The organism is Actinomadura oligospora ATCC 43269, assembly GCF_000518265.1.
Classification (GTDB): Bacteria; Actinomycetota; Actinomycetes; order Streptosporangiales; family Streptosporangiaceae; genus Spirillospora; species Spirillospora oligospora.
This window is the reverse complement of the sequence record NZ_JADG01000013.1, coordinates 362810-387927: the sequence shown is the minus strand read 5'-3', so window position 1 is coordinate 387927 and position 25118 is coordinate 362810. Positions and strand designations below refer to the sequence as shown.

29 protein-coding genes are annotated in these 25118 nt (G+C 68.0%); all 29 read right to left on the bottom strand.

Annotated elements, in window-relative coordinates; all coding sequences use genetic code 11:
* Positions 1 to 392: preprotein translocase subunit SecY (locus P696_RS0123875; protein WP_425394164.1), on the bottom strand; the 392-nt coding region annotated here is incomplete at its 3' end.
* A gap of 189 nt (positions 393 to 581) precedes the next feature.
* On the bottom strand, positions 582 to 1043 hold the full coding sequence (rplO, locus tag P696_RS0123870) for a 50S ribosomal protein L15 (RefSeq protein ID WP_026414319.1): 462 nt from the start codon (positions 1041 to 1043) through the stop codon (positions 582 to 584).
* A 1-nt stretch (position 1044) separates the two neighbouring features.
* Positions 1045 to 1227 carry a 50S ribosomal protein L30 gene (rpmD, locus tag P696_RS0123865; RefSeq protein ID WP_026414318.1) on the bottom strand — a complete coding sequence of 61 codons (183 nt, stop codon included), beginning with the start codon at positions 1225 to 1227 and terminating at the stop codon, positions 1045 to 1047.
* Positions 1224 to 1847 (bottom strand): 30S ribosomal protein S5, encoded by a 624-nt coding sequence (gene rpsE, locus P696_RS0123860; RefSeq protein ID WP_026414317.1) that lies wholly within the window; start codon positions 1845 to 1847, stop codon positions 1224 to 1226. Before rpsE ends, rpmD begins: the two co-directional genes overlap by 4 nt.
* Before the next feature lie 34 nt (positions 1848 to 1881).
* A complete protein-coding gene (gene rplR / locus P696_RS0123855; protein WP_026414316.1) occupies positions 1882 to 2268 on the bottom strand; it encodes a 50S ribosomal protein L18 in 387 nt (128 codons plus the stop codon).
* Positions 2269 to 2270: 2 nt separating this feature from the next.
* A complete protein-coding gene (gene rplF, locus P696_RS0123850; RefSeq protein WP_026414315.1) occupies positions 2271 to 2807 on the bottom strand; it encodes a 50S ribosomal protein L6 in 537 nt (178 codons plus the stop codon).
* Positions 2808 to 2824: 17 nt separating this feature from the next.
* Positions 2825 to 3223, bottom strand: a complete 399-nt coding sequence (rpsH, locus tag P696_RS0123845) for a 30S ribosomal protein S8 (protein ID WP_026414314.1) — start codon at positions 3221 to 3223, stop codon at positions 2825 to 2827.
* Between the two features lie 127 nt (positions 3224 to 3350).
* Positions 3351 to 3536 (bottom strand): type Z 30S ribosomal protein S14, encoded by a 186-nt coding sequence (locus tag P696_RS0123840; RefSeq protein ID WP_018657585.1) that lies wholly within the window; start codon positions 3534 to 3536, stop codon positions 3351 to 3353.
* Between the two features lie 2 nt (positions 3537 to 3538).
* On the bottom strand, positions 3539 to 4114 hold the full coding sequence (gene rplE, locus P696_RS0123835) for a 50S ribosomal protein L5 (protein ID WP_026414313.1): 576 nt from the start codon (positions 4112 to 4114) through the stop codon (positions 3539 to 3541).
* A 1-nt stretch (position 4115) separates the two neighbouring features.
* Complete coding sequence (gene rplX / locus P696_RS0123830) at positions 4116 to 4424, bottom strand: 50S ribosomal protein L24 (RefSeq protein WP_026414312.1); 309 nt, start codon at positions 4422 to 4424, stop codon at positions 4116 to 4118.
* Positions 4424 to 4792 (bottom strand): 50S ribosomal protein L14, encoded by a 369-nt coding sequence (gene rplN / locus P696_RS0123825; protein ID WP_026414311.1) that lies wholly within the window; start codon positions 4790 to 4792, stop codon positions 4424 to 4426. Before rplN ends, rplX begins: the two co-directional genes overlap by 1 nt.
* A 157-nt stretch (positions 4793 to 4949) precedes the next feature.
* Complete coding sequence (gene rpsQ, locus P696_RS0123820; protein ID WP_026414310.1) at positions 4950 to 5222, bottom strand: 30S ribosomal protein S17; 273 nt, start codon at positions 5220 to 5222, stop codon at positions 4950 to 4952.
* Positions 5222 to 5464 carry a 50S ribosomal protein L29 gene (gene rpmC / locus P696_RS0123815; protein WP_026414309.1) on the bottom strand — a complete coding sequence of 81 codons (243 nt, stop codon included), beginning with the start codon at positions 5462 to 5464 and terminating at the stop codon, positions 5222 to 5224. Before rpmC ends, rpsQ begins: the two co-directional genes overlap by 1 nt.
* A complete protein-coding gene (gene rplP, locus P696_RS0123810) occupies positions 5464 to 5883 on the bottom strand; it encodes a 50S ribosomal protein L16 (protein WP_026414308.1) in 420 nt (139 codons plus the stop codon). The genes rpmC and rplP overlap by 1 nt, the downstream gene beginning before the upstream one ends.
* Positions 5884 to 5891: 8 nt before the next feature.
* The gene (gene rpsC / locus P696_RS0123805) at positions 5892 to 6746 is read right to left on the bottom strand and encodes a 30S ribosomal protein S3 (protein ID WP_026414307.1); all 855 of its coding nucleotides are present in this window, start codon (positions 6744 to 6746) and stop codon (positions 5892 to 5894) included.
* A complete protein-coding gene (gene rplV / locus P696_RS0123800) occupies positions 6746 to 7123 on the bottom strand; it encodes a 50S ribosomal protein L22 (RefSeq protein ID WP_026414306.1) in 378 nt (125 codons plus the stop codon). Before rplV ends, rpsC begins: the two co-directional genes overlap by 1 nt.
* Positions 7124 to 7152: 29 nt before the next feature.
* Positions 7153 to 7434: a 30S ribosomal protein S19 gene (gene rpsS, locus P696_RS0123795; RefSeq protein ID WP_026414305.1), complete on the bottom strand. Its 282-nt coding sequence runs from the start codon at positions 7432 to 7434 to the stop codon at positions 7153 to 7155.
* 12 nt (positions 7435 to 7446) lie between these two features.
* Positions 7447 to 8280 (bottom strand): 50S ribosomal protein L2, encoded by an 834-nt coding sequence (gene rplB, locus P696_RS0123790; RefSeq protein WP_026414304.1) that lies wholly within the window; start codon positions 8278 to 8280, stop codon positions 7447 to 7449.
* A 46-nt stretch (positions 8281 to 8326) separates the two neighbouring features.
* Positions 8327 to 8632 (bottom strand): 50S ribosomal protein L23, encoded by a 306-nt coding sequence (gene rplW, locus P696_RS0123785; protein ID WP_026414303.1) that lies wholly within the window; start codon positions 8630 to 8632, stop codon positions 8327 to 8329.
* An 11-nt stretch (positions 8633 to 8643) separates the two neighbouring features.
* On the bottom strand, positions 8644 to 9243 hold the full coding sequence (rplD, locus tag P696_RS0123780) for a 50S ribosomal protein L4 (protein ID WP_026414302.1): 600 nt from the start codon (positions 9241 to 9243) through the stop codon (positions 8644 to 8646).
* Positions 9240 to 9890 carry a 50S ribosomal protein L3 gene (gene rplC, locus P696_RS0123775; RefSeq protein ID WP_026414301.1) on the bottom strand — a complete coding sequence of 217 codons (651 nt, stop codon included), beginning with the start codon at positions 9888 to 9890 and terminating at the stop codon, positions 9240 to 9242. The genes rplD and rplC overlap by 4 nt, the downstream gene beginning before the upstream one ends.
* A 13-nt stretch (positions 9891 to 9903) precedes the next feature.
* A complete protein-coding gene (rpsJ, locus tag P696_RS0123770) occupies positions 9904 to 10212 on the bottom strand; it encodes a 30S ribosomal protein S10 (protein WP_018657599.1) in 309 nt (102 codons plus the stop codon).
* A gap of 111 nt (positions 10213 to 10323) precedes the next feature.
* Positions 10324 to 11517 carry an elongation factor Tu gene (tuf, locus tag P696_RS0123765; protein WP_026414300.1) on the bottom strand — a complete coding sequence of 398 codons (1194 nt, stop codon included), beginning with the start codon at positions 11515 to 11517 and terminating at the stop codon, positions 10324 to 10326.
* 102 nt (positions 11518 to 11619) lie between these two features.
* Positions 11620 to 13680 (bottom strand): elongation factor G, encoded by a 2061-nt coding sequence (gene fusA, locus P696_RS0123760; protein WP_425394163.1) that lies wholly within the window; start codon positions 13678 to 13680, stop codon positions 11620 to 11622.
* A 94-nt stretch (positions 13681 to 13774) separates the two neighbouring features.
* Positions 13775 to 14245, bottom strand: a complete 471-nt coding sequence (gene rpsG, locus P696_RS0123755; protein ID WP_026414298.1) for a 30S ribosomal protein S7 — start codon at positions 14243 to 14245, stop codon at positions 13775 to 13777.
* Positions 14245 to 14619, bottom strand: coding sequence for a 30S ribosomal protein S12 (gene rpsL / locus P696_RS0123750; RefSeq protein ID WP_019632621.1), 375 nt, complete (start codon positions 14617 to 14619; stop codon positions 14245 to 14247). Before rpsL ends, rpsG begins: the two co-directional genes overlap by 1 nt.
* 609 nt (positions 14620 to 15228) lie before the next feature.
* Positions 15229 to 16938, bottom strand: a complete 1710-nt coding sequence (locus tag P696_RS0123745) for a hypothetical protein (RefSeq protein WP_026414297.1) — start codon at positions 16936 to 16938, stop codon at positions 15229 to 15231.
* A gap of 338 nt (positions 16939 to 17276) precedes the next feature.
* On the bottom strand, positions 17277 to 21155 hold the full coding sequence (locus P696_RS0123740; RefSeq protein ID WP_026414296.1) for a DNA-directed RNA polymerase subunit beta': 3879 nt from the start codon (positions 21153 to 21155) through the stop codon (positions 17277 to 17279).
* Positions 21156 to 21176: 21 nt separating this feature from the next.
* Positions 21177 to 24653, bottom strand: coding sequence for a DNA-directed RNA polymerase subunit beta (gene rpoB / locus P696_RS0123735; RefSeq protein WP_026414295.1), 3477 nt, complete (start codon positions 24651 to 24653; stop codon positions 21177 to 21179).
* Between the last annotated feature and the right edge of the window lie 465 nt (positions 24654 to 25118).

Below are 25118 nucleotides of genomic sequence, written 5' to 3'. Positions count from 1 at the left end.
CCGGTGCCCTGCAGGATCGCCAGACCCACCGTCAGGTACCGCGTGTACTGCGTGATCTTCGTCGTCCCCGCCTGGCCCTCCTTCTTCAGGGCCTCCAGCCGGGGAATCACCACCGTCAACAACTGCAGAATGATCGACGCGGTGATGTAGGGCATGATGCCCAGCGCGAACACCGACAGCTTCAGCAACGCGCCGCCGGAGAACAGATCCACCAGACCGTAGAGCTGGTTGGACTTCTTGGCCGCGTCGGCCGTCTGCTTGAGCACCTCCACGTTCACGTTCGGAGTCGGCAGATTCTGGCCGATCCGGAACACCACGATCATCAGAAGCGTGAAGAACAGCTTCTTACGCAGATCGGGCGTTCTGAAGGCCCGAGCGAACGCGGTCAGCACCATTCCTCCTGCGGAGCTTGCGGAAAATCAGCCCATGGGCAACAACGGCGGGGGGCCTGACGCGCGAACGTCGGCCACCACCGCCGGGGAGACTCTAACAGCAGATGAGACCGGGGCCGGTCCCCACGCGGCGGGCCCACCGGCCCGGACACGTGGTGGACTCTGGCCCCGGTCTCACGGGTGTCGATCTCAGAGCTGCTCGGCGGTACCGCCGGCGGCCGCGATCTTCTCCTTGGCCGCACCGGAGAAGGCGTGCACCTTCACCTGGACGGCGACGGAGATCTCACCGGTGCCGAGGATCTTCACCGGACGGCCGGAGCGCACCGCGCCCTTGGCCGCCAGGTCCTCGGCGGTCACCTCTCCACCCTCGGGGTAGAGGGCGGTGAGCTTGTCCAGGTTCACGACCTGGAACTCGACCCGGTTGGGGTTCTTGAAGCCCTTGAGCTTCGGAATCCGGCGGATCAGGGGCATCTGACCGCCCTCGAACCCGACCGGAACGGTGTTACGGGCCTTGGTGCCCTTGGTGCCGCGGCCTGCGGTCTTGCCCTTGGACGCCTCGCCGCGACCCTTGCGGGTCTTCGCGCGGTTGGCGCCGGGGGCCGGACGCAGGTCGTGCACCTTGAGCGGGGTGCCCTCGGTGGCGTCGGCCATGTCAGTCGACCTCCTCGACGGAGACCAGGTGGTCAACCGTCCGGATCATGCCACGAACCTGCTGGGAGTCCTCACGGACGACCGACTGGCCGATCTTCTTGAGGCCCAGCGTCCGCAGCGTGTCACGCTGGTTCTGCTTCTCGCTGATCACAGACTTGGTCTGCGTGATCTTCAGCTGGCTCATGACGCGGTGGCCTCCGTCCGGGCCTCGGACCCGGCGGCCCGAGCCCGCAGCATGGCGGCCGGCGCCACGTCCTCGATCGGCAGGCCGCGCTTGGCCGCGATCTCCTCGGGACGCTTGAGCTGCTTCAGACCGTCCACGGTGGCGTGAACGATGTTGATCGCGTTGTCGGTGCCGAGCGACTTGCTCAGCACGTCGTGGATGCCGGCGCACTCCAGGACGGCGCGCACCGGGCCACCCGCGATCACACCGGTACCGGGGGACGCGGGACGCAGCAGGACGACACCCGCGGCGGCCTCACCCTGGACGGTGTGAGGGATGGTGCCCTGGATCCGCGGCACCTTGAAGAAGTGCTTCTTGGCCTCTTCGACGCCCTTGGCGATCGCCGCGGGCACCTCCTTGGCCTTGCCGTACCCGACGCCGACGGTGCCGTTGCCGTCACCGACGATCACCAGGGCGGTGAAGCTGAAGCGCCGTCCACCCTTGACGACCTTGGCGACACGGTTGATCGCCACGACCTTCTCGATGTACGACTGGCCCTTGTCGGCGCCACCGCGACGGTCATCGCGGCGGCCGTCGCGACGGTCGCCACCCTGACCGCCACCACGCCTCTGCGCTGCCATCAGTGGTTCCTCTTCTCGTTGGTCGTGAGAGCCATCAGAGCTTCAGGCCCCCCTCACGAGCGCCGTCCGCGACGGCGGCGACGCGACCGTGGTACTTGTTGCCGCCACGGTCGAAGACCACAGCGGTCACTCCGGCGGCCTGCGCGCGCTCGGCGAGCAGCTCGCCGACCTTGCGGGACTTCGCCGTCTTGTCGCCGTCGGAGGCGCGCAGGTCGGCCTCCATCGTCGACGCCCAGGCCACGGTGTGGCCCTTGGAGTCGTCGATGACCTGAGCGAACATGTGCTGGTTGGAGCGCGTCACGACAAGGCGGGGACGCTCGGCGGTGCCGAGGACCTTCTTGCGGACCCGCAGGTGCCGCCGCTTGCGGGCCAGCGCACGCTTCGACGTGGCCTTGCCGGCCAGGTGCTTCGTGCCTGCCATGACTACTTACCAGCCTTTCCGACCTTGCGGCGGATCTGCTCGCCTTCGTACCGCACACCCTTGCCCTTGTACGGGTCGGGCTTGCGCAGCTTACGAATGTTGGCGGCGACCTCGCCGACCTTCTGCTTGTCGATGCCCTCGACGACCAGCTGGGTCGGCTTCTCCACCGTGAAGGTGATGCCTTCCGGCGGCTCGACCGTGATCGGGTGGCTGTACCCGAGCGAGAACTCCAGGTTCTTGCCCTTGGCCACCACGCGGTAACCGACGCCCTGGATGACCAGGGTCTTCTTGTACCCCTCGGTGACGCCGACCACCATGTTGTTGATCAGCGACCGCGTCAGGCCGTGCAGCGCGCGAACAGTGTTGATGTCGTTCGGCCGGGACACGGTCAGCTGACCGTCCTCCAGCGCGACCTCGATCGGCTCCGCGACGGTCAGCGACAGGGCACCCTTCGGGCCCTTGACCGAGACATCACGACCGTCGACGTTCACCTCGACGCCACCGGGCACGGTGATGGGGAGACGTCCAATGCGAGACATTCTTCGAATCCTCCCCTCTACCAGACGTAGGCGAGGACTTCGCCGCCCACGCCGCGCTTGCCCGCCTGCCGGTCGGTCATGAGGCCGGAGGACGTCGAGATGATCGCGACGCCCAGGCCGCCCAGGACCTTGGGCAGGTTGTCCTTCTTCGCGTACACCCGGAGACCGGGCTTGGAAACGCGCTTGATGCCGGCGATCGAACGCTCACGGGTCGGACCGAACTTCAGCTCGACCAGGAGCTTCTTGCCCACCTCGGCGTCCTCGACGCTCCAGCCGGAGATGTAGCCCTCCTGCTGGAGGATCTCGGCGATGTGGGCCTTGATCTTCGAGTACGGCATCGACACCGAGTCGTGGTACGCCGAGTTAGCGTTCCGCAGACGCGTCAGCATGTCTGCGATCGGGTCGGTCATCGTCATGGCCTACTGGCCCTCCCTCGCCACGGTTTCCATCCGCCCGGCCCGCTCGCGGGCGGGACGGATGGACCTTTGGCGCGGTCATGGGCACCTTCGTCAGATGCCCGGTGGTTATTACAGGCTGGGCTGTTTACCAGCTCGACTTCGTGATGCCCGGCAGCTCGCCCCGGTGCGCCATCTCGCGGAAGCAGACGCGGCACAGGCCGAACTTGCGGTACACGGAACGCGGACGGCCGCAGCGCGAGCAGCGGGTGTACGCGCGCACGCCGAACTTGGGCTTCCGAGCCGCCTTGGCGATCAGGCTCTTCTTCGCCATGCTCAGTTCTCCTTGAACGGGAAGCCCAGGAGCTTCAGCAGCGCCCGGCCCTCGTCATCGGTCTTGGCGGTGGTCACCACGGTGATGTCCATGCCGCGGACGCGGTCGATCTTGTCCGGGTCCACCTCGTGGAACATGACCTGCTCGGTCAGACCGAAGGTGTAGTTCCCGTTGCCGTCGAACTGCTTCGGCGACAGGCCGCGGAAGTCGCGGATACGGGGCAGCGCGGTGGCGAGCAGCCGGTCCAGGAACTCCCACATGCGGTCGCCGCGCATCGTGACGTGCGCGCCGATCGGCATGCCCTCACGCAGCTTGAACTGCGCGATGGACTTCTTGGCCCGGTTGACGGCCGGCTTCTGGCCGGTGATCGCGGCCAGGTCGCGGACGGCGCCCTCGATCAGCTTGGCGTCCTTGGCGGCGTCGCCGACACCCATGTTGACGACGATCTTCGTCAGGCCCGGCACCAGCATGATGTTGCTGTAGCCGAACTGCTCCTGCATGCCCTTGACGATCTCGTCGCGGTAGCGGAGCTTCAGACGCGGCTGCGGGACGGGACGCTCGGTAACGGTCTCGGTCATCTCAGATCTCCTTGCCGCTACGGCGCGAGATCCGGACCTTGGTGCCGTCCTCGTTGACGCGGTAGCCCACCCGGACGGGCTTGCCGTCCTCGGCCAGGGCCACGTTGCTCACGTGGAGCGGCGCCTCGACGGTCACGCGGCCGCTTTCCTTGCCAGCTCGCTGCGCGTCGGCCTTGATGTTCTTCGTGATGAGGTTGACGCCCTCGACGACGACGCGCTCCTCACGCGGAATGACACGGATGACCTTGCCGGTCGCACCCTTGTCCTTGCCGGCGATGACGACGACCTCGTCGCCCTTCCTGATCTTCATCACAGCACCTCCGGCGCGAGCGAGATGATGCGCATGAACTTCTTCTCGCGCAGTTCACGGCCGACCGGGCCGAAGATGCGGGTGCCACGGGGGTCGCCGCCGTCCTTGATCAGGACGGCCGCGTTCTCGTCGAAGCGGATGTAGGAGCCGTCCGGGCGCCGGCGCTCCTTGCGGGTGCGCACGACGACCGCCTTGACGACGTCACCCTTCTTCACGCCCGCGCCGGGAAGGGCGTCCTTCACCGTCGCGACAATGACGTCGCCGACTCCCGCGTAGCGCCGACCCGAGCCACCGAGAACGCGGATGCAAAGGATCTCCTTCGCACCCGTGTTGTCGGCGACCTTGAGTCGCGACTCCTGCTGGATCACGTCAACTCCATTTCGTCACACCGGTTCTCCACAGAGCCTCGCTCGTGGAGCCTGGCGGAACCTTCACTGGTCTCCCCCCGAACGCGGGCCCTCTCGGGGAGGGCCCGCCCACGGGGAGTCTGTCGGGAGGCGCCCCGGATGGGGCGGAGCTCCCTGGTTACTTGGCCTTCTCGAGGATCTCCACCACGCGCCAGCGCTTGGTCGCCGACAGCGGGCGGGTCTCCATCAGGCGGACGCGGTCGCCGATGCCACACTCGTTGGCCTCGTCGTGCGCCTTGTAGTTCTTCGTGCGGCGGATGACCTTGTGGTACTTCGCGTGCTTGACGCGGTCCTCGACGGACACGACCACGGTCTTGTCCATCTTGTCGGAGACCACGAGGCCCTCGAGCACCTTGCGGGTGGTGCCGCGCGCTTCGGTCTGCTCAGCCATTACTTCTCGCCCTCCGCGGCGTCGTCGGCAACCGTGACGATGCCGAGCTCGCGCTCGCGCATGACGGTGTAGATGCGGGCGATCTCCTGCTTCACCGTACGCAGACGCCCGTGGCTCTCAAGCTGGCCGGTCGCGGCCTGGAAGCGGAGGTTGAAGAGCTCCTCCTTCGCCTCCTTCAGCTTGGTGACCAGCACGTCCTCAGGCTCGGTCCGCAGGTCGTCGGCGGTAAGACCCTTGGCCATCAGGACTCACCACCCTCTCGCTTCACGATCTTGCACTTCATGGGCAGCTTGTGGATCGCGCGGGTGAGCGCCTCCCGAGCGATCTGCTCGTTCGGGTAGGAGAGCTCGAACATCACGCGGCCCGGCTTGATGTTGGCCACCCACCACTCGACCGAGCCCTTACCGGAACCCATGCGGGTCTCGGCGGGCTTCTTGGTCAGCGGGCGGTCCGGGAAGATGTTGATCCAGACCTTGCCGCCACGCTTGATGTGACGGGTCATGGCGATACGCGCGGCCTCGATCTGCCGGTTGGTCACGTACGCGCTCTCGACGGCCTGGATGCCGTACTCACCGAAGGTGACCTTGGTGCCGCCCTTGGCCATGCCCCGGCGCTTCGGGTGGTGCTGCTTGCGGTGCTTGACCTTACGAGGGATCAGCATCGGTCGGTTCAGCTCCCCTCACCAGTCGGAGCAGCCTCAGAGGCGGGGGCCTGCTGCTCGGTGTTCTGCTGCTGACGCGGCGCGCGGTCTCCGCCGCCGCCCTGGCCGCCACGGCCGCCACGACCGCCACGGCCGCCACCGCCGCCGCCGCCGCGACGCTCACGGCGCTCGCCGCCACGACCGCCGCCGCCGCCCGCGGCGCGCTGCTGCGCGGCCTGGGCCTCGCGCTCGGCGCGGGTCTGGGCGGCCTCGCCCTTGTAGATCCACACCTTGACGCCGATGCGGCCGAAGGTCGTCCGGGCCTCGTAGAAGCCGTAGTCGATGTCGGCGCGCAGCGTGTGCAGCGGGACCTGGCCCTCGCGGTAGAACTCCGACCGCGACATCTCGGCGCCGCCGAGACGACCGGAGCACTGCACCTTGATGCCCTTGGCGCCGGACTTCATGGCCGACTGGATCGCCTTGCGCATCGCGCGGCGGAACGCCACGCGGGAGCTCAGCTGCTCGGCCACGCCCTGCGCGACGAGCTGGGCGTCGATCTCGGGGTTCTTGACCTCGAGGATGTTCAGCCGGACCTGCTTGCCGGTGAGCTTCTCCAGGTCGCCACGGAGACGCTCGGCCTCGGCGCCACGCCGGCCGATCACGATGCCCGGACGCGCGGTGTGAATGTTCACCTCGACGCGGTCACGGGTGCGCTCGATCTCGACCTTGGAGATGCCCGCCCGGTCCATGCCCTTGGAGAGCATGCGCCGGATCTGGACGTCCTCCTTGACGTAGTCCTTGTAGAGCTTGTCGGCGAACCACACGGACTTGTGGTCGGTGGTGATGCCGAGCCGGAACCCGTGCGGGTTGATCTTCTGACCCACTACCGGGCCCTCCTCGTCTTCTTACCGCCGGCCGCAGCGACCTCGTCACGCGGGGCGACGACCACCGTGATGTGGCTCGTGCGCTTGTTGATGCGGTAAGCCCGACCCTGGGCGCGGGGGCGGAAACGCTTGAGCGTCGGCCCCTCGTCCACGTACGCGTGGCTCACGACCAGCGTCTCGGTGTCGAGCTTGAAGTTGTGCTCGGCGTTGGCGATGGCACTCGCGAGCACCTTGCCCACGGGCTCACTCGCCGCCTGAGGGGCGAACCGCAGCACCTGCTGCGCCTCCGCGGCAGGCAGGCCGCGGATGAGGTCCACCACGCGCCGAGCCTTCATGGGCGTGACACGGATGAACCGTGCCTGGGCCCTGGCTTCCATCGCTGTTCCTCTCTCCTACAGATTCCTGCTCAGCCGCGACGGCTGCGGCGGTCTTCCTTGACGTGGCTGCGGAACGTGCGCGTCGGCGAGAACTCGCCGAGCTTGTGTCCCACCATGGCGTCCGTGATGAACACCGGGACGTGCTTGCGGCCGTCGTGCACGGCGATCGTGTGACCGATCATGTCCGGCACGATCATGGAGCGCCGCGACCACGTCTTGATGACGTTCTTCGTCCCCTTCTCGTTCTGGGCGTCCACCTTCTTGATCAGGTGGTCGTCCACGAAGGGGCCCTTCTTAAGGCTACGTGGCATTGCGAGCGACTCCTACCGCTTCTTCTTGCTGCGACGACGGACGATAAGACGGTCGCTGGACTTGTTCGCCTTGCGAGTCCGGCCTTCCTTCTTACCGTTCGGGTTGACCGGGTGGCGGCCACCGGAGGTCTTACCCTCACCACCACCGTGCGGGTGGTCGATCGGGTTCATGGCGACACCGCGGACGGTCGGGCGCTTGCCCTTCCACCGCATACGGCCGGCCTTACCCCAGTTGATGTTGGACTGTTCGGCGTTGCCGACCTCGCCCACCGTGGCGCGGCAGCGGACGTCCACCATGCGCATTTCGCCGGACGGCATACGCAGCGTGGCGTACCTGCCCTCCTTGGCGAGCAGCTGGACGCCGGCACCCGCGGACCGGGCGATCTTCGCGCCGCCACCGGGCTTCAGCTCGATGGCGTGGATGACCGTACCGGTCGGGATGTTGCGAAGCGGCAGGCAGTTGCCGGGCTTGATGTCCGACCCGGGGCCGTTCTCGACCCGGTCGCCCTGCTTGAGCCCCTGCGGCGCGAGGATGTAACGCTTCTCACCGTCGGCGTAGTGCAGCAGCGCGATACGAGCGGTGCGGTTCGGGTCGTACTCGATGTGAGCGACCTTCGCCGGGACGCCGTCCTTGTCGTGCCGGCGGAAGTCGATCAGCCGGTACGCGCGCTTGTGGCCGCCGCCCTGGTGCCGGGTGGTGATGCGGCCGTGGTTGTTACGGCCGCCCTTCTTCGGGAGAGGACGCAGCAGCGACTTCTCCGGCTCGGTGCGCGTGATCTCGACGAAGTCGGCCACGCTGGAGCCGCGACGACCCGGGGTCGTCGGCTTGTATTTACGGATGCCCATCTTTTTCGTGCAATCCCTTAGTTCACGCTTCGGGGCTCGGACCTCGTCAGGAGGTCTGTCCGCCGAAGATGTCGATCGGCTGCTCGCCCTCGGCCAGGCTCACGATCGCGCGCTTGGTGCCCTTGCGCTGGCCGTAGCCGAAGCGGGTCCGCTTGCGCTTCCCCGGACGGTTGATCGTGTTGACGCCGGCCACCTTGCGGTCGAAGATCGCCTCGACGGCCTGCTTGATCTGCGTCTTGTTGGCGTCCGGGCGGACGATGAAGGTGTACTTACCCTCGTCGAGCAGCCCGTAGCTCTTCTCCGAGACGACCGGCGCGAGGATGATGTCGCGGGGGTCAGAGATCTTGTTCATGTCTGCCCTCGTTACTTCGCGGCGCGCGCAAGGAACGACTCGTACGCCTTCTGGGTGAAGACCACGTCGTCGTTCACGAGCACGTCGTAGGTGTTGAGCTGGTCGTCGACGATGACGTGCACGCTCGGCTCGTTGCGCAGCGACTTCCAGGTGATCTCGTCCTCACGGTCGAGAACCAGGAGCACGCGCTTGGCCTCGGTCACGCCGCGCAGGGCGGCGAGCGCCGTCTTCGTCTTCGGGGCGTCGCCCTCGATGAGGCTGTCGACGACGTGCACCCGGCCGAAGCGGGCGCGGTCCGACAGCGCGCCGCGGAGCGCGGCGGCCTTCATCTTCTTGGGCGTCTTCTGCGAGTAGTCGCGCGGCTGCGGGCCGTGGACGATGCCACCACCGGCGAACTGCGGCGCACGGGTCGAACCCTGGCGCGCGCGGCCGGTGCCCTTCTGCCGGTACGGCTTCTTGCCACCGCCGGAGACGTCGCCCCGGGTCTTGGTGGCGTGCGTGCCCTGCCGAGCCGCCGCGAGCTGCGCGACGACGACCTGGTGGATCAGCGGAACGCTGGTCTTCCGGTCGAAGATCTCGGCGGGCAGGTCGATGTCGAGCTTGGAGGTCACTTGCCCGTCCCCTTCACTGCGTCGCGGACCAGGACCACGCCGCCGTTGGGACCGGGGACCGCGCCCTTGATGAGGAGCAGGCCCTTCTCCGCGTCGATCGCGTGGACGGTCAGGTTCTGGACGGTGGTACGGGCGTTGCCGTGCCGTCCCGCCATGCGGAGGCCCTTGAAGACACGACCAGGGGTCGCGCAGCCACCGATCGAACCCGGCGAGCGGTGCTTGCGCTGGGTACCGTGCGAGGCGCCGAGGCCCTTGAAGCCGTGGCGCTTCATGACACCCGCGGTGCCCTTGCCCTTGCTCGTGCCGGTCACGTCGATCTTCTGGCCGGCCTCGAAGACGCTGGCGGTGATCTCCTGGCCGAGTTCGTACTCGGCGGCGTCGTCCACGCGCAGCTCGACCAGGTAGCGGCGCGGCGTGACGCCGGCCTTCTCGAAGTGGCCCGTGCGCGGCTTGTTGACCTTGCGCGGGTCGATCTGGCCGAAGCCGATCTGAACGGCGGTGTAGCCGTCCTTCTCCTGGTCCTTGAGCTGGGTGACCACGCACGGCCCGGCCTGGACGACGGTCACCGGAACGATCCGGCCCTCATCGTCGAAGACCTGGGTCATGCCGAGCTTCTCGCCCAGGACGCCCTTCCTCTGCGTACTCATTTTGGTGCGTCCCTCAGAGCTTGATCTCGATGTCAACGCCGGCCGGGAGGTCGAGTCGCATCAGCGAGTCGACCGTCTTGGGCGTCGGGTCGATGATGTCGATCAACCGCTTGTGCGTGCGCATCTCGAAGTGCTCGCGGCTGTCCTTGTACTTGTGCGGCGAGCGGATGACGCAGTACACGTTCTTCTCGGTCGGCAGCGGCACCGGGCCCGCGACCTTGGCGCCCGTCCGCGTCACCGTCTCAACGATCTTCTTCGCGGAGGTGTCGATGACCTCGTGGTCGTAGGCCTTGAGCCGGATGCGGATCTTCTGTCCCGCCATGGTGGCCTCGGTGTCCTTTGCTGGTAGTGCCGCTGTTGCTTCGTCAGTCGTGGAACGGCGGGCCGACATGGCGTTCCAGGCCAGTGGTCAGCCCGCCGAACTACGAGAGTGTTACTTGAGAACCTTGGTGACGCGACCCGCGCCGACCGTCCGGCCACCCTCACGGATGGCGAACTTCAGGCCCTCCTCCATGGCGACGGGCTGGATCAGCTCGACGCGCATCTCGGTGTTGTCGCCCGGCATGACCATCTCGGTGCCCTCGGGGAGGTACACGACGCCGGTCACGTCCGTGGTACGGAAGTAGAACTGCGGGCGGTAGTTGTTGAAGAACGGCGTGTGGCGGCCGCCCTCGTCCTTGGACAGGATGTAGACCTGAGCCTCGAACTCGGTGTGCGGGGTGTTGGTGCCCGGCTTGATGACACACTGGCCGCGCTCGACGTCCTCGCGCTTGATGCCACGGAGCAGGAGGCCGACGTTGTCGCCCGCCTGGCCCTGGTCGAGCAGCTTGCGGAACATCTCGACACCGGTGACCGTCGTCTTGGACGAGGTCTCCTTGATGCCGATGATCTCGACTTCCTCGTTCACGTTGACCACACCGCGCTCGATGCGGCCGGTGACGACGGTGCCACGGCCGGTGATCGAGAAGACGTCCTCGATCGGCATCAGGAACGGCTTCTCGGTGTCACGCACGGGCTCGGGAACGTTCTCGTCCACCGCGGTCATGAGCTCGAGGATGGACTCGGCCCACTTCTCGTCGCCCTGCAGCGCCTGGAAGGCGGAGACGCGGACCACCGGGACGTCGTCGCCCGGGAACTCGTACTCCGACAGCAGCTCGCGGACCTCGAGCTCGACGAGCTCCAGGATCTCCTCGTCGTCCACCATGTCGCACTTGTTCAGCGCGACGACGATGTAGGGAACGCCGACCTGGCGGGCCAGGAGCACGTGCTCCTTGGTCTGCGGCATCGGGCCGTCGGTGGCGGCGACCACCAGGATGGCGCCGTCCATCTGCGCCGCACCGGTGATCATGTTCTTGATGTAGTCGGCGTGACCCGGGCAGTCGACGTGCGCGTAGTGGCGCGACTCGGTCTGGTACTCGACGTGCGCGATCGAGATGGTGATACCGCGCTCGCGCTCCTCCGGCGCCTTGTCGATGTCCTCGAACGGCGTGAAGGGGTTGATGTCCGGGTACTTGTCGTGGAGCACCTTGGTGATCGCCGCGGTAAGCGTGGTCTTACCGTGGTCGATGTGCCCAATGGTGCCGATGTTCACGTGCGGCTTGGTCCGCTCGAACTTGGCCTTCGCCACTGGTTGCTCCTTGTTGCGATCCTCGGCCTGCTGGAGGCCGCTTCGTGTGCTGGCTGGGTGACTGTGCTGGCTCGACGACCGTCGCCGGGCCGGGGGCTACTGCTACTCGCCCCGGGCCTTGGCGATGATCTCCTCCGCGACGTTCTTGGGAACCTCGGCGTAGGAGTCGAACTGCATGGTGAAAACAGCCCGGCCCTGGGTCTTGCTGCGCAGATCACCCACGTAGCCGAACATCTCCGAGAGGGGCACGAGCGCCTTGATGACCCGCAGCCCCGCGCGCTCGTCCATGGACTGGACCTGACCGCGCCGGGAGTTGATGTCGCCGATGACGTCGCCCATGTTGTCCTCGGGCGTGCTGACCTCGACGGCCATCAGCGGCTCGAGGATGGTCGCCCCGGCCTTGCGGGCGGCCTCCTTGAACGCCATGGATCCGGCGATCTTGAACGCCATTTCCGAGGAGTCCACCTCGTGGTAGGCACCGTCGAGAAGGGTGACCTTCACGCCCACCATCGGGTAGCCGGCGAGAACACCGAACTCGGCGGCCTCCTGGCAGCCCGCGTCGACCGACGGGATGTACTCCCGCGGGATGCGGCCACCGGTGACCTTGTTCTCGAACTCGTAGCCGTCGTTGCCCTCGCCCGCCGGCTCCAGGTTGATGATCACGCGACCGAACTGACCGGAACCACCGGTCTGCTTCTTGTGCGTGTACTCGACCTTCTCGACCTTCCGCGTGATGGTCTCGCGGTAGGCGACCTGGGGCTTGCCGACGTTGGCGTCGACCTTGAACTCCCGCTTCATGCGGTCGACCAGGATCTCCAGGTGGAGCTCGCCCATGCCGGAGATGACCGTCTGGCCGGTCTCCTCGTCCGTGCGGACCTGGAAGGAGGGGTCCTCCTCCGCGAGCCGCTGGATGGCGGTGCCGAGCTTCTGCTGGTCGGCCTTGGTCTTCGGCTCGATCGCCACGTGGATGACCGGCGCCGGGAAGTTCATCGACTCGAGGACGACGGGGTCCTTCTCGTCGCAGAGGGTCTCGCCGGTGGTGGTCTGCTTCAGACCCATGACGGCGACGATGTCGCCGGCGCCCACCTGGCTGATCTCCTCACGCTTGTTGGCGTGCATCCGGTAGATCTTGCCGATCCGCTCCTTGCGCTCCTTGACGGAGTTCAGGACCGAGGAACCGGCCTCCAGCACGCCCGAGTAGACGCGGATGAAGGTCAGCTTGCCCAGGTGCGGGTCGGACGCGATCTTGAACGCCAGAGCGGAGAAGGGCTCCTCCTCGTCGGCGTTCCGGTGGATCACCTTCTCCTCGTCGCGCACGCCGTGGCCGTCCACGCCGCCGTCGTCCAGCGGCGAGGGCAGGTAGCGCACGATGGCGTCGAGCAGCGGCTGCACGCCCTTGTTCTTGAAGGCGGTTCCGGTCAGGACCGGGAACAGGTTGCCCGCGATCGTGGCGCGGCGGACGCCGGCGTGGATCTGCTCCACGGTGGGCTCGACGCCCTCCAGGTAGAGCTCCATGATCTCGTCGTCGCCCTCGGCGAGGGTCTCGATCAGCTTGTCGTGCCACTCCTGGGCGGCCTCGGCATGCGTGTCGGGAATCTCGACGGTGTCGTACATCTCGCCGAGCTTGGCGTCCTCGTTCCAGACCAGGGCCTTCATCGTGACCAGGTCGACGACGCCCTTGAAGTCCGCCTCGGCGCCGATCGGGAGCTGCATGACCAGCGGGGTCGCGTTCAGGCGGTCCGTGATCATGTCGACGCAGCGGTGGAACTCCGCGCCGACCCGGTCGAGCTTGTTGACGAAGCAGATGCGCGGGACGCCGTAGCGGTCCGCCTGGCGCCACACGGTCTCGGACTGCGGCTCGACACCGGCGACACCGTCGAACACCGCGACGGCACCGTCCAGGACGCGCAGCGACCTCTCCACCTCGATGGTGAAGTCGACGTGCCCCGGAGTGTCGATGATGTTGATGGTGTGCTTGACGTCCTCGACCGGCCAGGTGCAGGTGGTGGCCGCGGAGGTGATGGTGATGCCCCGCTCCTGCTCCTGCTCCATCCAGTCCATCGTGGCCGCGCCGTCGTGGACCTCACCGATCTTGTAGCTGATGCCCGTGTAGTACAGGATCCGCTCGGTGGTGGTGGTCTTGCCGGCGTCGATGTGGGCCATGATGCCGATGTTGCGGACCTTGGAGAGGTCTACACCGGTTTTGGTAGCCACTTTCGTCCTCGCTGCGTCTCGTCGTAAACCTGGATCCGCCGGATTACCAGCGGTAGTGGGCGAAGGCCTTGTTGGACTCCGCCATCTTGTGCGTGTCCTCGCGCTTCTTGACGGACGCGCCGAGGCCGTTGGAGGCGTCGAGCAGCTCGTTCATCAGGCGCTCGGTCATGGTGGTCTCGCGACGCTGCCGGGAGTAGAGCACCAGCCAGCGCAGCGCGAGGGTCGTGGAGCGGGCGGGCCGGACCTCGACCGGGACCTGGTAGGTCGCGCCACCGACACGGCGGGAGCGGACCTCCAGGGTCGGCTTGACGTTGTCCAGCGCGCGCTTGAGCGTGACGACCGGGTCGTTGCCGGTCTTCTCGCGCGCACCCTCCAGGGCGTCGTAGACGATGCTCTGCGCGATGGAGCGCTTGCCGTCCAGCAGAACCTTGTTGATCAGCGCGGTGACCAGCGGCGAGTTGTACACCGGGTCGGCGATGAGCTGGCGCTTGCCAGCAGGGCCCTTGCGCGGCATTAGCTCTTCTCCTTCTTGGCGCCGTAGCGGCTGCGCGCCTGCTTGCGGTTGCGGACGCCCTGGGTGTCCAGCGAACCGCGAATGATCTTGTACCGAACGCCCGGGAGGTCCTTCACTCGGCCGCCGCGCACGAGCACGATCGAGTGCTCCTGCAGGTTGTGACCGACACCGGGGATGTAGGCCGTGACCTCAATCCCGCTGGTCAGCCGGACACGGGCGACCTTGCGAAGCGCAGAGTTCGGCTTCTTTGGCGTCGTCGTGTAGACGCGCGTGCAGACACCCCTGCGCTGGGGGCTGCCCTTCAGCGCCGGCGTCTTGTTCTTGGTCACCTTGTCCTGGCGGCCCTTTCGGACCAGCTGCTGGATCGTGGGCACCGCGTCTCCGTCTTCCTCGTACCGAGCCGGTAAGTCTTGTTCTGCCTGAGTCCCGTATGGACGAGACCCGTCATCACCACCTCGTTGGAGGCTGTGACCTGCCGGTTTCCCGACCTCTCCGACCCACGCGGTCGGGCGTGTCGCATCCTGCTCACCCAAAGATGACCGTGATCCGACACGAGACCGCCCGGCCCACTACATGGGCCGAAACAAGCCGGGGAGTTTGCTGCGGCACTGGGCCGCCCTGTCAAATCGCAGGGACCTGCCGACGCGCACGCAGATTGGCCCGCACACAGCGGGCACAAGCCAAGAGGTTACCGACCACTACGCGAAAGGTCAAAGCGAACGGTCCACTATCGCGAGCGACCCCTCCGGCGCAAGCTCGCGAGGCCCCTACAGGCCATCTTCCCGTAGTCACAACGGTCGAACGCCGACGGGATGTTCCGGTCATGTGACGCAAATCCCGTCGGCGTTCCGGTCTCACCGTCCCCGGTGGCCGGGCCCGGGTCAAGGAACCCAGTCCGGACCTTTGCGTGTTGCAGCCGCGCGACCCGCTCCGGCCCCCCGGCCCGGCTCCGGCCCCTGACCCGGCTCCGGTTCGGGCTCTGGTCAGAGGACGAACGCCACGACCAGGGCGACGATGACGATCACCGCGACGGCCGCGCCACCGACGATGAGCCAGAGCTGCTTGTTGCCCTTCTCGCCGCCCTGCTGAGCGGACGCCTGCTGGTAGCCGGGGTACGCCTCGCCGCCCTGGGCGGGCTGACCGTACTGCTGCTGGCCACCGAACTGGCCACCGCCCTGGGCCTGGCCGTACGCCGCCGTGGGCTGACCGAACTGGCCCTGCTCGCCGTACTGGTTCTGCTGCCCCTGACCCGGCTGGGCCTGGCCGAACTGCCCCTGGTCCTGCTGGCCGTACGGCTGCTGGCCGCCCTGACCGAACTGCCCCTGCTCGCCGTACTGGCTCTGCTGACCGTACTGGCCCTGCTGGGCGCCCTGACCGTACTGACCCTGGCCTTGGCCCTGGTCCTGCTGGCCGTAGGGCTGCTGGCCGTACTGCCCCTGCTGAGCGGGCGCGCCCCACTGCTGACGTCCGACGTCCATGCGGGTCGCGTCGCCCAGGCCCTCGCCCTGCTGGCCGGGCTGCCCCTGCGGCTGGCCCTGCGCGGACGGGTCGAACGCCTGGGTGGGCAGACCGTCCTCGGCCTGCGGGCGGTCGCCGCCGAACCCGGACGGTCCGGACGGCGAGGAGGCCTCGTAGCCCGCGACGGGCGTGCCGAGGCCCTTGTCCGGCGGCGGGACCATCATGGTGCGCTCGTGGTCGCCGCCCTGCTGACCACCCTGCTGACCGGGCTGCGGGGTGGCCCACGGCTCCGGGCCGTCGGGCGCGGCCGGGGCCTGCCACGGCTCGGCGGGACGCCGCTCCGGACCCGAGGCCACCGGGACGTCCGGCCCGGGCGACCACGCGACGGTCGCCTGGTCGTCCACCTTCGGGGTCTTGCGGTCGGGCTCGGCGGACACCGGGGACGTCACGGCGGGGCCGGGGACGATGAGCGTCCGGTCCTCGCCCTGGGGCGTGGCGGGCGGCTCGGCGGCCGGGGCCTTCGGCTCCGCGGGGGGCGCGAACGGCTCACCGGCGGGCGGGTAGGCGGAGCCCTGCGGCGGGGCGTACGGGTCCGGCGCGCCGAACGGCTGCTGGCCGGGCTGTCCGTACTGACCGGCGTCGGGCTGCTGGCCGTAGGGCTGCTGCGGGTAGCCGGGCTCCCCCGCCTGCGACGGCCCCGGCTGCGGCTGGCCGCCGAAGCCCTGCGGAGGGGCCGGGGGCTGGCCATAAGGATCCTGCGGGGCGCCGTAGCCCTGCTGCTCGTGCGGCTGCTGCCCGAAGGGCGGCGGGCCGGGCTGGTTGCCGTAGGGCTGCTGGTCACCCGGCTGGGCGGGCGGTGCGCCGAAGCCGCCCTGGGGGGCCGCGGGCGGAGCGCCGTACCCGCCGGGCGCGCCCTGCGGCTCGTGCGGCGGGGTGGGGGGCTGCTGGCCGAGGGCCGGCATCGGCTCGATCATCGTCGGCGGAGCGGCCGGCGGCGCGGGCCGTTCGGGCTGGGCCGGTGCGGGGGGCTGCGGAGCGGACGGCCGACCGCCGCCGGCACCGCCGAGCTGCGGCGCTCCGAACACGACCGTGCGGTCGCCCATCGGGCGCGCGGGCGGCTCGGCGCCCTTGCCGTCCTCACTGGAACCGGCCGCCCGGCTCTCCGCGCCCCCGGACTTCTCGTCGTCCCGGGGCGACGGCCACTGCGGTCCCTGCGCGCCGTCGTTATCGGTCATCGTCAGGCTCCTTCGGGCGGATATTCCCACGTGAGGGGGGTCCCCACGATGTGACGCATCGGCTCAAGCCTGCCCCGATCTCCGGGGGAATCGCAAATCATCACCCGGTTCGACGCCCCTGTCCGCCCGCCCGTTCCAGCCCGCGACGTCCCGTCCGGCCCGAAACCGACGCCGATGGCGTGGCCGTTATGGAACGTCCGGGTACGTGTGGGACGGCCGGGCGGGAGGCGCATCCAGGAGCTGTGACGTGAAAGAACGGGCAAGCGGCCGGGACGGGGAGGTGCGAGAACGGGAAAGGGCCCCCGCCGGAGCGGGGGCCCTTCACCTGCTGGCTACGGTCAGCGGTTGTACTGACCGAAGTCGTACTCCTCCAGCGGGACGGCCTCGCCGGAACCCTGCCCGAACGAGTAGTCCGCACCGTCGTCGTAGGACCCGACGGAGTAGACCGCGGCCTTCGCCTCCTCGGTCGGCTCGACCCGGACGTTGCGGTACTGCGGCATGCCGGTACCGGCCGGGATGAGCTTGCCGATGATGACGTTCTCCTTGAGGCCGAGCAGCGGGTCGCTCTTGGCGTGCATGGCAGCCTCGGTGAGAACCCGGGTCGTCTCCTGGAAGGACGCCGCCGACAGCCACGACTCGGTCGCGAGCGACGCCTTGGTGATGCCCATGAGGACCGGACGGCCCGCCGCGGGCTTGCCGCCCTCGGCGACCACCGAACGGTTGGTCTCCTCGAACATCGGCCGCTCGACCAGGTCGCCCGGCAGCAGGTCGGTGTCACCCGACTCGAGGATGTTCACCCGCTTGAGCATCTGGCGGACGATGATCTCGATGTGCTTGTCGTGGATCGACACACCCTGCGACCGGTACACCTCCTGGACCTCGTGGACCAGGTGGAGCTGCACCGCGCGCGGGCCGAGGATGCGCAGCACCTCGTGCGGGTTCTGCGCACCGACGATGAGCTGCTGGCCGACGACCACGTGGGCGCCCTCGAAGACGCCGTCCGACAGCCGGGCCCGCATCGGGACCTGGTAGGCGATCTCGTCGGTGCCGTCGTCCGGCACCACGACGATCTTCCGGGTCTTCTCGGTCTCGTCGATCTTGATCCGGCCGGCGACCTCGGAGATCGGGGCCACACCCTTGGGGATGCGGGCCTCGAAGAGCTCCTGGACACGCGGCAGACCGTGGGTGATGTCACCACCCGCGACACCACCGGTGTGGAAGGTGCGCATGGTCAGCTGCGTACCGGGCTCACCGATGGACTGGGCGGCGATGATGCCGACGGCCTCGCCGACGTCCACCCGCTTGCCGGTGGCGAGCGAGCGGCCGTAGCACGCGGCGCAGACACCGATCTTGGCCTCGCAGACGAGCGCGGAACGGGTCCGCACCTCCTCCACGCCGGCCTCGACCAGGCGGGTGATCACCGTGTCGGACAGGTCGGTGTCGGCCGGGAAGATGACCGTCCCGTCCACCGTCACGTCCTCGGCGATCGTCCGGCCGACCAGGCTGGTCTCGGACTGCACCGGCTTGCTCAGGGTGCCGTCCGCGGCGCGGTCGGCGACCCGGAACGCGATCGTGCGGTCGGTGCCGCAGTCGATCTCGCGGACGATCACGTCCTGCGCGACGTCCACCAGACGACGGGTCAGGTAACCCGAGTCGGCGGTCCGCAGCGCGGTGTCGGCCAGACCCTTGCGGGCGCCGTGCGTCGAGATGAAGTACTCGACGACCGACAGGCCCTCACGGAAGGACGACTTGATCGGACGCGGGATCGTCTCACCCTTCGGGTTCGACACCAGACCACGCATGCCGGCGATCTGCCGCAGCTGGAGCGGGTTACCGCGGGCGCCCGACTGGATCATCATCCAGATCGGGTTGTCCTTCGGGAACGCCTTCTCCATGTCGGCGGCGACCTCGGCCGTGGCCTTGTTCCAGATCCCGATGAGCTCCTGCTTGCGCTCCTCGTCGGTGATCAGGCCGCGGTTGTACTCGCGCTGGACCTTGGCGTCGTCGCGCTCGTGCTGGGTCAGGATCTCCGCCTTGTTCGGCGGCGTGATGACGTCCTCGATCGAGATGGTCACACCGGACCGGGTGGCCCAGTGGAACCCGGTGCTCTTGAGGGCGTCCAGAGCGTCGGCGACCTCGACCTTGGGGTAGGTCTCGGCCAGCTCGTTCACGATCGCGGAGAGCTGCTTCTTGCCGATCTCGGCGTCGACGAACGGGAAGTCCGACGGCAGCGTCTCGTTGAACAGCGCACGGCCGAGCGTGGTCTCCAGCCGGTAGGCCTGACCGGGCTCGTACCCCTCGGGGGCGACCCACTCGCGCGGCGGCGGGACGTCCTTGAAGCGCAGCTGGACACGGGCCTGCAGGTCCAGCTCACGCCGGTCGTAGGCCATGATCGCCTCGGCGATCGAGCCGAACGCCCGGCCCTCGCCGGCCGCGCCGTCCTTCTGCGTCGTCAGCCAGTACAGGCCGATGACCATGTCCTGGGTGGGCATGGTGACGGGCTTGCCGTCCGACGGCTTCAGGATGTTGTTGGTCGACAGCATCAGGATCCGCGCCTCGGCCTGCGCCTCGGCGGACAGCGGCAGGTGCACCGCCATCTGGTCGCCGTCGAAGTCGGCGTTGAACGCCGTGCAGACGAGCGGGTGGATCTGGATGGCCTTGCCCTCGACCAGCTGCGGCTCGAACGCCTGGATGCCGAGGCGGTGCAGCGTCGGCGCGCGGTTCAGCAGCACCGGGTGCTCGGTGATGACCTCTTCGAGGACGTCCCACACGACCGACTTGGCGCGCTCGACCATCCGCTTGGCGGACTTGATGTTCTGCGCGTGGTTGAGGTCGACCAGCCGCTTCATGACGAACGGCTTGAACAGCTCCAGCGCCATCTGCTTGGGCAGACCGCACTGGTGCAGGCGCAGCTGCGGGCCGACGACGATGACCGAACGGCCCGAGTAGTCGACGCGCTTGCCCAGCAGGTTCTGGCGGAACCGGCCCTGCTTGCCCTTCAGCATGTCGCTGAGGGACTTCAGGGGACGGTTGCCCGGACCCGTGACCGGACGGCCGCGGCGGCCGTTGTCGAACAGCGCGTCGACGGCCTCCTGCAGCATCCGCTTCTCGTTGTTCACGATGATCTCGGGCGCGCCGAGGTCGAGCAGACGCTTGAGCCGGTTGTTCCGGTTGATCACGCGGCGGTACAGGTCGTTCAGGTCGGAGGTCGCGAAGCGGCCACCGTCCAGCTGGACCATCGGACGCAGGTCCGGCGGGATCACCGGGATGCAGTCCAGCACCATGCCGAGCGGGCTGTTGCGGGTGTTCAGGAACGCCGAGACGACCTTCAGCCGCTTCAGCGCGCGGGCCTTCTTCTGGCCCTTGCCGGTGCGGATGATCTCGCGCAGCTTCTCGGCCTCGGCGTCGAGGTCGAAGTTCTGGAGCCGGGCCTGGATGGCCGCGGCGCCCATGCCGCCCTCGAAGTACTTGCCGAACCGGTCGCGCATCTCGCGGTAGAGCATCTCGTCGCCCTCGAGGTCCTGGACCTTGAGGTTCTTGAAGCGGCTCCACACCTCGTCGAGGCGGTCCAGCTCACGCTGGGCGCGGTCGCGCAGCTGCTTCATCTCGCGCTCGGCGCTGTCACGCACCTTGCGCTTCTGGTCGGCCTTGGCCCCGGCCCCCTCCAGCTCCGCCAGGTCGGCCTCCAGCTTCTGCTGGCGGGCCTCCACCTGGGCGTCGCGGGCCTGCTCGACCTGCTGGCGCTCGACCGAGATGTGGGCCTCGAGCGTGGGCAGGTCGCGGTCACGCCGCTCCGCGTCCACGCTGGTGATCATGTAGGCCGCGAAGTAGATGATCTTCTCGAGGTCCTTGGGCGCCAGGTCCAGCAGGTAGCCCAGCCGGGACGGCACGCCCTTGAAGTACCAGATGTGCGTGACGGGCGCGGCCAGCTCGATGTGGCCCATCCGCTCACGGCGCACCTTGGCACGGGTCACCTCGACGCCGCAGCGCTCACAGATGATGCCCTTGAACCGGACGCGCTTGTACTTGCCGCAGTAGCACTCCCAGTCGCGGGTAGGACCGAAGATCTTCTCGCAGAAGAGCCCGTCCTTCTCCGGCTTCAGGGTCCGGTAGTTGATGGTCTCCGGCTTCTTCACCTCGCCGTGCGACCACTGGCGGATGTCGTCGGCGGTCGCGAGGCCGATGCGAAGCTCGTCGAAGAAGTTGACGTCAAGCAACTTGATTCCCCTTGAGTTTGATCAGACCTCGTCGACGCTCATCGCGCCCTCATTGGGGCGACGGGAGAGGTCGATGCCGAGCTCTTCCGCGGCGCGGAAGACGTCCTCGTCCGTGTCCCGCATCTCGATGGACATGCCGTCGCTCGAAAGCACCTCGACGTTGAGGCAGAGCGACTGCATCTCCTTGATGAGGACCTTGAAGGACTCGGGGATGCCGGGCTCGGGGATGTTCTCGCCCTTGACGATGGCCTCGTACACCTTCACGCGGCCGAGGACGTCGTCGGACTTGATGGTGAGCAGCTCCTGCAGGGCGTAGGCGGCGCCGTACGCCTCCAGGGCCCACACCTCCATCTCACCGAAGCGCTGGCCACCGAACTGCGCCTTACCACCCAGCGGCTGCTGGGTGATCATCGAGTACGGGCCGGTGGAACGCGCGTGGATCTTGTCGTCCACCAGGTGCAGCAGCTTCAGGATGTAGGTGTAGCCGACCGCGATCGGGTCGCGGTACGGCTCGCCGGTGCGGCCGTCGAAGAGCTTCGCCTTGCCGCCCGGGCCGACCATGCGGTTGCCGTCCCGGTTGGGCAGGGTCGAGGAGATCAGGCCGGTGACGTCGTCCTCGCGGGCGCCGTCGAACACCGGGGTGGCCGCGCGGGTCCAGGGCTCGGCCTCGTCCGCGCCGATCTCCCTGAGCTCGCGCTTCCACTCGGCGTCGTCGCCCTCGACCTTCCAGCCCTGGCTGGCGACCCAGCCGAGGTGGGACTCGAGGACCTGGCCGACGTTCATACGGCCGGGGACGCCCAGCGGGTTCAGCACGATGTCGACGGGCGTGCCGTCCTCCAGGAACGGCATGTCCTCGACGGGCAGCACCTTGGAGATGACGCCCTTGTTCCCGTGCCGGCCGGCCAGCTTGTCGCCGTCGGTGATCTTGCGCTTCTGGGCCACGTAGACGCGGACCAGCTCGTTCACGCCCGGCGGGAGCTCGTCGCCCTCGTCGCGGGAGAACACCCGGACGCCGATGACCTTGCCCTGCTCGCCGTGCGGCACCTTCAGCGAGGTGTCGCGGACCTCGCGCGCCTTCTCACCGAAGATCGCGCGCAGCAGCCGCTCCTCCGGGGTCAGCTCGGTCTCGCCCTTCGGCGTGACCTTGCCGACCAGGATGTCGCCGGGGACGACGTCCGCGCCGATGCGGATGATCCCGCGCTCGTCCAGGTCCGCCAGGACCTCCTCGGAGACGTTCGGGATGTCCCGGGTGATCTCCTCGGGGCCGAGCTTGGTGTCCCGGGCGTCGACCTCGTGCTCCTCGATGTGGATCGAGGACAGGACGTCGTCCTGCACGAGGCGCTGCGACAGGATGATCGCGTCCTCGTAGTTGTGGCCCTCCCACGGCATGTACGCCACGAGGAGGTTCTTGCCGAGCGCCATCTCACCGGTGTCGGTGCAGGGGCCGTCGGCGACGACCTGACCGACCTCGACGCGCTGGCCCTCGAGCACGATCGGCTTCTGGTTGAAGCAGGTGCCCTGGTTGGACCGCTTGAACTTGGACACCCGGTAGGTGTTGCGGGTGCCGTCGTCGTTCATGACGGTCACGTAGTCGGCGGAGACCTCCTCGACCACGCCGGCCTTGTCGGCGACGATGACGTCGCCGGCGTCCACGGCCGCGCGGTACTCCATGCCCGTGCCGACCAGCGGGGCCTCGCTGCGGAGCAGCGGCACCGACTGGCGCTGCATGTTGGAGCCCATGAGCGCGCGGTTGGCGTCGTCGTGCTCCAGGAACGGGATCATCGCGGTCGCGACCGAGGTCATCTGGCGCGCCGAGACGTCCATGTACTGGACGTCCTGCGGCGGGATCAGCTCGATCTCGCCGCCCTTCTTGCGAATCAGGACCTGGTTCTCGGTGAACCGGCCGTCATCGTCCAGCAGCGAGTTCGCCTGGGCGACGACGAAGCGGTCCTCCTCGTCGGCGGTGAGGTAGTCGATCTGCTCGGTGACCTGGCCGTCGACGACCTTGCGGTACGGCGTCTCGACGAACCCGAACGGGTTCACCCGGCCGTAGGCGGCGAGCGAGCCGATCAGGCCGATGTTCGGGCCTTCCGGCGTCTCGATCGGGCAGGCGCGGCCGTAGTGCGACGGGTGGACGTCGCGGACCTCCATGCCCGCGCGCTCACGGGACAGACCGCCCGGACCCAGCGCGTTCAGGCGGCGCTTGTGGGTCAGGCCCGCGAGCGGGTTGGTCTGGTCCATGAACTGCGAGAGCTGGCTGGTGCCGAAGAACTCCTTGATGGAGGCGACGACCGGCCGGATGTTGATCAGGGTCTGCGGCGTGATCGCCTCGACGTCCTGGGTGGTCATCCGCTCGCGGACGACCCGCTCCATGCGCGCCAGGCCCAGGCGGACCTGGTTCTGGATCAGCTCGCCGACGGTGCGCAGGCGACGGTTGCCGAAGTGGTCGATGTCGTCGACCTCGATCGGCACGGACGCGCCGCCGAGCGACGCCTCCTCCTCACCCGCGTGCAGGCGGACGAGGTACTCGATCGTCCCGACGATGTCGTCCTCGGTCAGCGTGCCCTGGTTGGTCTCCAGCTCCAGCCCGAGCTTCTTGTTGACCTTGTAGCGGCCCACCTTGGCCAGGTCGTAGCGCTTCGGGTTGAAGTACAGGTTCTCCAGCAGGGTCTGCGCCGACTCCTTCGTCGGCGGCTCGCCCGGACGCAGCTTGCGGTAGATGTCCAGCAGCGCGTCGTCCTGGCCGGAGGTGTGGTCCTTCTCCAGGGTGATGTTGATCGACTCGTAGGAGCCGAAGCGCTCGCGGATGCGGGCCTCGTCCCAGCCGAGCGCCTTCAGCAGCACCGTGACGGGCTGCTTGCGCTTGCGGTCGATGCGCACGCCGACGTTGTCGCGCTTGTCGATCTCGAACTCGAGCCAGGCGCCGCGGCTGGGGATGACCCGGCAGCCGTAGATGTCCTTGTCGCTGGCCTTGTCGAGCGCGCGGTCGAAGTAGACGCCGGGCGAGCGGACGAGCTGGGACACGACGACCCGCTCGGTGCCGTTGATGATGAAGGTGCCCTTGGAGGTCATGAGCGGGAAGTCGCCCATGAACACCGTCTGGCTCTTGATCTCACCGGTGGTGTTGTTGATGAACTCCGCCGTGACGAACATGGGGGCGGAGTAGGTCATGTCCTTGTCCTTGCACTCCTCGGCGGAGTACTTGGGCGGCTCGAACCGGTGGTCGCGGAACGAGAGTGACATGGTCCCGGAGAAGTCCTCGATGGGACTGATCTCTTCAAAGATCTCTTCGAGGCCCGACTGCGTCGGGACGCTCTTACTACCGGCCTTCTGGGCCGCCTCGACCCGGGCCTTCCACCTCTCATTACCCAGCAGCCAGTCAAAGGAGTTGGTCTGAAGGGCAAGGAGGTCCGGGACTTCGAGCGGCTCCTTGATGCGCGCGAAGGAGACGCGGTTCGGACCGGTTGCGGTATTCGAGGCGTTGCGCGAGGCTGCCAAGAGGTGGTCCTTCCGAGGGCTCGCGGCGTAACTGACGACACGCACGCCAGACGATCCAGATGCGAGACCGGCACGATGAGGTCCAAAACGGACCGTGGCAGGAGTGCTCTCGCACTGGAAAAGTCAGAGGGCAGCGCAAAGGGGCAGTGTAGTCGACAACCACACCGCTCGCAACTCCAGCGCCGCAGTATGCATCACAGTCGCCTGCGAGCATCGCTCTTCCCGCCCGACTAGTCAAGAGCGCACTTGGACTTTTCGGGCTCTGACCTGCAGTGAGGAAGGCCATAGTTTAGAGCCCTCCCGGCGGCCTCCCGGCAGGCGCGGCGCGACGGCGTGCCGAAACGCGTCGAGCGACCGTCCCGGGAGGGGAGGTCGCTCGACATGACGGGCGGTCGCGGGGCCAGGTTCCGGGCGGGTCGCGGAGCAATTTCGGGACTGCTCGCAGGCCCGCCCCCGACCCCGAGC